We start from the raw sequence: 7,777 nt of genomic DNA, 5'->3' as shown, positions 1-7,777 counted from the left end.
GACCAGATCGACGCCGGCAACCTGTGGGAGCTTGAGGCAACGGTCGGCGTCGCGATGGACGCGCTCCGCTGCCCGCCCGATGATGCCGACGTGACCACGCTTTCGGGCGGGGAACGCCGCCGTATCGCGCTCTGCAAGCTTCTGCTTGAAAAGCCCGACATGCTGCTTCTCGACGAACCCACCAACCACCTCGACGCCGAGTCGATCGCCTGGCTGCAAAAGCACCTGATCAACTACAAGGGCACGATCCTGATCGTCACCCACGACCGCTATTTCCTGGACGACATCACCGGCTGGATCCTGGAACTCGACCGCGGCCGGGGCATCCCCTACGAAGGCAACTACTCCGCCTGGCTGGACCAGAAGGCCAAGCGGATGGCGCAGGAAGCGCGTGAGGACAAGACCAAGCAGAAGGCGCTGGAAAAGGAACTGGAGTGGATCCGCTCCGGCGCCAAGGCGCGTCAGGCCAAGGGCAAGGCCCGCCTCAACCGCTACAACGAGATGGCCGGGCAGACCGTCTCGGAACGCGCTTCGACCGCGCAGATCATCATCCCGAACGGCGAACGCCTTGGGAACAAGGTGATCGAGGTCACGGGCCTGAAAAAGCACATGGGCGACAAGCTTCTGATCGAGGACCTGACCTTCACCGTCCCGCCGGGCGCCATCGTCGGCGTCATCGGCCCGAACGGTGCGGGCAAGTCGACCCTGTTCCGCATGATCATCGGCCAGGAAGCGCCCGATGAAGGCACGATCAAGCTGGGCGAGACGGTGAAACTGGCCTTCGTCGACCAATCCCGCGATGCCCTGGACCCGAACAAGAACGTGTGGGAGGAGATCTCTGGCGGGGCCGAGGTCATCCACCTCGGCGACATGCAGATGAACTCCCGCGTCTACACCGGGGCGTTCAACTTCAAGGGGACGGACCAGCAGAAGAAGGTCGGGTTGCTGTCGGGCGGGGAACGCAACCGCGTTCACATGGCCAAGCTGTTGAAATCGGGCGGCAACGTGCTCCTCCTCGACGAACCGACCAACGACCTTGACGTCGAAACCCTGCAGGCGCTGGAAGCCGCCATCGAAGACTTCGCCGGCTGCGCAATCATCATCAGCCACGACCGCTTCTTCCTGGACCGCCTCTGCACCCACATCCTCGCCTTCGAAGGCGACGCGCATGTGGAATGGTTCGAGGGCAACTTCCAGGCCTACGAGGAAGACAAGGTCCGCCGCCTGGGCCCTGATGCGCTGGAGCCGAAGCGGGTGAAGTACAAACGGTTCGCGCGGTAAGTCGGGGTTCACCCCGACTCCCCCCACCCCGTAGGTCGGGGCCTGCCCCGACGCCCTCGCCACCTGTCAACTCCCGTAGGGTGCGCTACAGCGCACCACCCGTAGGGTGCGCATTCATTGCGCGCCACTCCCCCAACGCCAAACCACCTACCAATCTGCACCGCGCGTAGGGTGGGCAATCTGCCCACCACCCCGCGAGCAAAACAGGGCCGCGCCTTCCCTCGGGCGGGCCCAAGCCAAGGCGGGATCAAAGCCCTTTATCCCTCACCCCCTCCCACCGCAGTTCTACAGGCCGCCGTCACGAAGCGCCCTCCCGAGGGGGAGATGAGCGCTCAGAAACCCTCCAATAAAGGATTTTCGCGAAGAACGCCCGGCCCGTGGCCGGGCAGTGGGGAAGGCGTGGCCCAGCAAGCTTCCGCACCTGATTCCGGGCGAGGGGAAACTTCACAAGCTTCGCCAGCAACTTATCTGGCCCCCAATTCCGCTAACCAACGCGCGGCGACTGATTACTATTCAGCCTCCGTCGGATTCGTCCCCTTCGCCCCACAGATATTTGTCCAGATCGCCGGTCGTCAGGGAAACAAGGAACTTTTCTGCGCCACTCGTTGATGACAGGTCAAAGATAATCTTCCCATAGCTGTTGTCTTTAATGAACGCAGCGGCGTTTATCGCTGCCGACTTGGTGCCCGGACCGAACGATCCATCAAGTCCTCCAGTATAAAAGCCGCCCGCTGCCAGCTTTTCTTGGGCGGCTACCTTTTCGGTGGCCGACAAGTTGTTGAACGCGACGGCAAGTGCGTCGCCTTCAGCGTGGGCCGCAGTCATTGCGACCATCGTCGCGGGTATTGACAGCAGAAAACTGCGACGGTTCATTTTGAAACCCTTCTTTGTGATTGTCAGTGGACGACGGTTTCTTCGACCAGATCGCGAACATTCCCGGCAATGCCTTCCATGAACGCCTTGATCCGTTGCTCTTCGTTGGGCTTAAAATAGGCAAGTTCCACGACAAAGCAGATCACCGAGATCGCAAGCAGTGGTGCCACGACATAAATTCCGACGGTCAGTGCAAAGGCAATGATGGCAATCAGGATTGCCAGCATCACGAGGTTCCAGCCCAGCGCAAATCCCCCGCCACTGAGGAAGAATGTTCCAGGTGCCGCACCCAAAAGGCCGCCAATCATCCGCCATACAACAGAAAGCAACTTTGCCGGGATCGCGTTCAATTTCATCGCCGTTGGGGTCAGACCATTGATATCTTCCTGCACCACGTCAGCAAAGTGAAAGTGACCCGCGTGTCGGTCGATGGTCAGACCGTTGCCAAACTGACGGCGCTGCCCGCCATTTTCGCGCGCGACATTCAACACAAGTGACTTTTCATCGGAGGCGCCCGTGACGACAAAATCGTAGGACGTCTCGCCGAACGGAACGGAAAACGAGCGAGGTAGTTTCGAGGTGTCAAGCATACGGAACTCACATAAGGACTGTCACACTTGTGATTAGTTTCATGCACTTATGACCAAATCATGGCAATCTATGCGTGTATTTTAAGTTGGAACTTTTCTTTCTGGATGCAAAACCAAGGGCGCGACGCGTAGGCACTTCTTCCCGTGCCAAGCGACTTTGCCAATATGCGCAGCCTGAGTTAACGCAAAGTAAACGCCCACACCCAATCCCTTGATATCCCTGCCTCCCCCGCCCCTGTCCTGCGTGGACAGCCCCCCTCACCACCCCTACACTCCGCTGCGAACCGGAGGCCCGCCATGCCCGACTACCAGACCCTCATCGACGCCCCCACCTGGGCCTTCATCGAAAAAACCAACGCCTCCTACCCCGAGAACACCGCGACCCTCTCCATCGCGGACCAACGCGCGATCTACGACCGGATGTGCGCGACCTTCGACACCCCCTACCCTTCCGGCGTCACCTCCCACGACCAGCCCATCGCCGGTGTCCCCTGCCGGGTCTACCCGGGGGACCAACCCACCGTCCTCTACCTCCACGGCGGGGGCTTCGTGGTCGGCGGGCTCCACTCCCACGACGGAGTCTGCGCCGACATCCGGGGGGCCACCGGCCTGACCGTCGTCTCCGCCGACTACCGCCTCTCCCCCGAACACAAACACCCCGCCGCCTTCGACGACGCCTGCGCCGTGGCCCGCGCCCTCGCCGCCAAAGGCCCCCTGATCCTGGTCGGAGACAGCGCCGGGGCCAACCTCGCCGCCGCCACCTGCCACGCCCTCCGCGGCCACCCGCAGATCAAAGGCCAGGTCCTCATCTACCCCGGCCTCGGCGGAGACCTGACCCAAGGCAGCTACCTGACCCACGGGAACGCCCCGATGCTGACCCGCGACGACGTCCTCTTCTACAAAGACATCCGCCACGACGGTCCCGCCCCGGAGAAAGACCCCACCGTCAGCCCGCTAAAAGACACCGACTTCACGGGCCTGCCGATGACCCTCGCCCTCGCCGCCGAATGCGACCCCCTGGCCGACGACGCCCCGGCCTATGCCGCGAAGCTCACCCAGGCCGGGGGACGTGCCCATTCCGTCACCGAAAAGGGCCTTGTCCACGGCTACCTCCGTGCCCGGACTTCCGTCCCCCGTGCGGCGCAAAGTTTCGCGCGCATCACTGCCGCCATCACTGCCTTTGCCGAGGCCCGCTGGCCCTTCGAACGGACCGGCTCAGCATAGGGTGCGCCAAAGCGCACCGTACCGCCTGCCATCGGAAACCGCGCAGCCAGTCATGCGACCGCTTTCTGTGGCTGGTCGTCGGCAACGGTCCTACGGTCCGATGCCCGAGCCAGACGCAGGACCACCGCGTGCATCCGGATTCCCGCGACAAAAAGGGCGAGCCCCGACCACGCCCACGGAAACGCCTGACGCATTGTACCGGCTCGGCTATCTTCGTCCGCCCCACGGTTGATCCCTGATCGGGAACCGCCTCGCTTCACCGGGCGTTGTCAGGGCAACCAACCATCCGAAGGAGACACCCCATGAAAGGCGCCCTTGCCTGGCTGATCGGCATCCCGATCCCGATCATCATCATCCTCTACCTGCTTGACGTCTTTTAAGCAGGCGGGCCGAGGTCAGCCCCGCTCGATCTCGGCCCCAAGTCCCCGCATCAGGCCCTCGAAGATCGGGAACGAGGTCTGGATCGGTGAGCCGTCATCGACCGCAACCGGGGCCTTCGCCGCCAGCCCGCAGACCAGAAAACTCATCGCGATCCGGTGGTCGATGTGGGTCGCGCAGGTCGCCCCGCCCGGAACCCCACCCGCACCCATGCCGTGCACGATCAGGGTATCCTCGTCCTCTTCCACGCGCACGCCACAGGCTTCCAGTCCGCGCGCCATCGCGTCGATCCGGTCGCTCTCCTTGACACGAAGCTCCTTGATGCCCCGCATCACCGTCTTGCCTTGGGCGAAGGCCGCCACGACCGACAGCACAGGATATTCGTCAATCATCGAGGGCGCACGTTCCGGCGGCACCTCGATCCCCTTCATATTGCCACTGAAGCGGACGCGCAGGTCGGCCACCGGCTCACCGCCTTCTTCGCGGGGGTTCTGGAACTCGATCTCGGCGCCCATCTCGACCAGGGTCAGGTAGAGGCCGTTGCGGGTCAGGTTCTGGGAAACGCCGGGGACAAGGATGTCCGACCCCTCGACGATCAGGGCCGCGCAGACCGGGAAGGCGGCGCTGGAGGGATCGCGCGGCACCGCCACGGTCTGCGGGCGCAGTTCGGGCTGGCCGGTCAGGGTGATGACATGGCCCTCGGCGGTCTTCTCGACGTGAAGCTGCGCCCCGAAACCCACCAGCATCCGCTCGGAATGGTCCCGCGTGGGCTCGCGTTCGATCACCACCGTCTCGCCTGGCGCATTAAGGCCTGCCAGCAGCACCGCCGACTTGACCTGAGCCGAGGCAACAGGCAGCGCATAGCGCACCGGGACCGGGTTCGCGGCCCCGACGATGGTCATCGGCAGGCGGCCGCCCTTGCGGCCATAGGCGCGGGCACCAAACATGGACAAGGGGTCCGTCACCCGGCCCATCGGGCGCTTGCGCAGCGAGGCATCCCCCGTGAAGGTCGCCGTGATCGGCGTCGTCGCCATGGTCCCCATGATCAGCCGCGCGCCGGTGCCAGAGTTGCCGACGTCCAGCACGTCCGACGGTTCCTGGAAACCGCCAACGCCAACGCCGTTCACCGTCCAGGCCCCTTCGCCATGCCGGGTGACGGTCGCCCCGAAGGCACGCATCGCCTTGGCGGTGTCCAGCACGTCCTGGCCTTCCAGCAACCCGGTGATCGTCGTCTCGCCCACCGCCATCGCGCCAAAGATCAGCGACCGGTGCGAGATCGACTTGTCGCCCGGCACGGCCGCCACGCCCTTCAACGGGCCCGACTTGCGGGATTTCATCGGTTGCGCTTCGCCGTGGCCGGACATCGTCGTCTCCCCTACAGGTTCCGGCATGCCTGATAACGCAAGCGACAGCCCCGCGCGACCCCGATTTCTTCAAAGAAATCGGTCCGGAGTTTTTGAAAACTCCGGCGCTGCCCCGCCGGCCTAGCCCCGATGGAAGGTCAGGTAATGCGGCAGGCGACCCTCGCGCAGGGCCTTCTGCTCATAGCGGGTGGACAGCCAATCGTCCCAGGCGGCGCCCAAGCCAGTCTGCGCGACCAGCTTGAATCCTGCGGGGGGCACCTCCTCCAGCGTCTGGCGCACATAGTCGGGGATGTCAGTCGCCACCCTGAACTCGGCCCCCGAAGCCATCTTGCGCGCCAAAGGCCCCAGGTATTCCGGCGTCACGAAGCGGCGGCGGTGGTGGCGGGCCTTGGGCCAGGGGTCGGGGTAGTTCAGAAAGACCTTGCTCAGGCAGCCGTCAGGCAGCACGTCGAACAGGTCACGCACGTCGCCGGGATGCAGCCAGAGGTTCGTGACCCCCGCCCCCCGGATCTTTCCCAGAAGCATGGCGATGCCATTGACGAAAGGCTCAGCCCCCAGGATCGTCACGTCGGGGTTCCGCGCGGCCATATGCACCAGATGCTCTCCGCCGCCAAAGCCGACTTCCAGCCAGAGCGGCCCCTTGACGAAGCCAAGGTCCAGCAGCGATCGCGACGGGTTCTCCTCCCGGGTGACACCGCGCAGGGTCAGGGGAACCAGGTCCTCGGCCAGATAGTCCTTCTGGCTGGCGCGCAGGGTCTTGCCGCGGATGCGGCCATAGAAGTTGCGGCGCTCTGGCGCGTCGGTCATGAAAAGGCCCCGGATTGCTTCGGGGCCTTCAAACAGAGCGGGACCACAGCGTCAAGGCGCGACCGGAGCCGGACCTGGCGACGCCGTCCGCGTGGCTCGATGCCACAAGGACGGCTTGCCCGGTCACACGGCCTTCTTCAGCGCCTCGACCAGATCCGTGCGTTCCCACGAGAAGCCGCCATCGGCCTCGGGCGCGCGGCCGAAGTGGCCGTAGGCGCTGGTGCGGGCGTAGATCGGGCGGTTCAGGTCCAGATGGGTGCGGATACCGCGAGGCGTCAGGTCCATCACCTCGGCCACGGCCTTCTCGATCACCGCTTCCGGAACCTTTCCGGTGCCGTGGGTGTCGACATAGATCGACAGCGGTTTCGCCACACCGATGGCATAGCTGACCTGCAGCGTGCAACGGTCGGCCAGCCCTGCGGCCACCACGTTCTTCGCCAGATAGCGCGCCGCATAGGCGGCCGAGCGGTCAACCTTGGTCGGGTCCTTGCCGCTGAAAGCGCCGCCGCCGTGGGGCGCCGCGCCACCATAGGTGTCGACAATGATCTTGCGCCCCGTGAGGCCCGCGTCGCCATCCGGCCCGCCGATCACGAAGGTCCCCGTCGGGTTCACGTGCCATTCGGTCTTCCGGGTGATCCAGCCGTCGGGCAGGACCTCACGGATATAGGGCTCCACGATCTTGCGGATGACCTTCGAGGTCTGGCGCTTGGAGGTATGCTGGGTCGACAGCACGATCGAGGTCACCTCGACCGGCTTGCCATCGGCATAGCGCAAGGTCAGCTGGCTTTTCGCGTCCGGGCCCAGCGTCGGCTCGGCACCCGATTTCCGCACTTCGGCCAGGCGGCGCAGGATCGCGTGGGCATACTGGATCGGCGCCGGCATGTAGTCTGCCGTCTCCAGCGTGGCATAGCCGAACATGATGCCCTGGTCGCCCGCGCCATCCTTGTCGACGCCCTGCGCGATATGCGCGGACTGTTCGTGGATGTAGTTGTGGACCTTGATCTTTTCCCAGTGGAACTTCTTCTGCTCGTATCCGATGTCCTTCACGCAGTCGCGGACGATGCCGTCGATCCGGCCCATCATTGCCTTGGTCGCCTCTTTGGACGACAGGCCGACCTCACCGCCGCCGCCCGATCATCGCCAGAAGGGCGAGACCTGCCAGCAACAGCGCCAGCGGTCCGTCCCCCCAGCGGGCATAGGGCGTCGGTGGCAAAGCACCAGGGATGTGGGTGTCCAGCGCCGCCATCTCGCCGAAGGGCA

The 7,777-nt window shown here is 64.4% G+C and carries 6 protein-coding genes and 1 pseudogene; 2 read left to right on the top strand and 5 right to left on the bottom strand.

Annotated elements, in window-relative coordinates; all coding sequences use genetic code 11:
- A partial coding sequence (ettA, locus tag U1E69_RS07055) for an energy-dependent translational throttle protein EttA (RefSeq protein ID WP_322243647.1) occupies positions 1-1,281 on the top strand: 1,281 nt, incomplete at its 5' end.
- Between the two features lie 513 nt (positions 1,282-1,794).
- Here ettA and U1E69_RS07050 read toward each other — a convergent pair.
- Together U1E69_RS07050 and U1E69_RS07045 are read right to left on the bottom strand one after the other, a co-directional pair.
- On the bottom strand, positions 1,795-2,154 hold the full coding sequence (locus U1E69_RS07050; protein WP_322243646.1) for a hypothetical protein: 360 nt from the start codon (positions 2,152-2,154) through the stop codon (positions 1,795-1,797).
- Positions 2,155-2,177: 23 nt separating this feature from the next.
- A complete protein-coding gene (locus tag U1E69_RS07045) occupies positions 2,178-2,744 on the bottom strand; it encodes a hypothetical protein (RefSeq protein WP_322243645.1) in 567 nt (188 codons plus the stop codon).
- 297 nt (positions 2,745-3,041) lie between these two features.
- Here U1E69_RS07045 and U1E69_RS07040 point away from each other — a divergent pair, with 297 nt between their 5' ends.
- Positions 3,042-3,968: an alpha/beta hydrolase gene (locus U1E69_RS07040; RefSeq protein ID WP_322243644.1), complete on the top strand. Its 927-nt coding sequence runs from the start codon at positions 3,042-3,044 to the stop codon at positions 3,966-3,968.
- 395 nt (positions 3,969-4,363) lie between these two features.
- Here U1E69_RS07040 and aroA read toward each other — a convergent pair whose 3' ends face one another.
- The 3 genes and pseudogenes from aroA to metK all read right to left on the bottom strand — a co-directional run.
- Positions 4,364-5,710, bottom strand: a complete 1,347-nt coding sequence (gene aroA / locus U1E69_RS07035) for a 3-phosphoshikimate 1-carboxyvinyltransferase (protein ID WP_322243648.1) — start codon at positions 5,708-5,710, stop codon at positions 4,364-4,366.
- Positions 5,711-5,830: 120 nt separating this feature from the next.
- Positions 5,831-6,517 carry a tRNA (guanine(46)-N(7))-methyltransferase TrmB gene (gene trmB, locus U1E69_RS07030; RefSeq protein WP_322243643.1) on the bottom strand — a complete coding sequence of 229 codons (687 nt, stop codon included), beginning with the start codon at positions 6,515-6,517 and terminating at the stop codon, positions 5,831-5,833.
- A 123-nt stretch (positions 6,518-6,640) separates the two neighbouring features.
- Positions 6,641-7,642 (bottom strand): annotated as a pseudogene (metK, locus tag U1E69_RS07025) (methionine adenosyltransferase); the annotation flags it as partial.
- Between the last annotated feature and the right edge of the window lie 135 nt (positions 7,643-7,777).

It is taken from the genome of Tabrizicola sp. (genome assembly GCF_034366665.1).
In the GTDB taxonomy this organism is placed as follows: Bacteria; Pseudomonadota; Alphaproteobacteria; order Rhodobacterales; family Rhodobacteraceae; genus Tabrizicola.
Note: the sequence above shows the minus strand (reverse complement) of the source record. Positions and strands in the feature narration are given on the sequence as shown.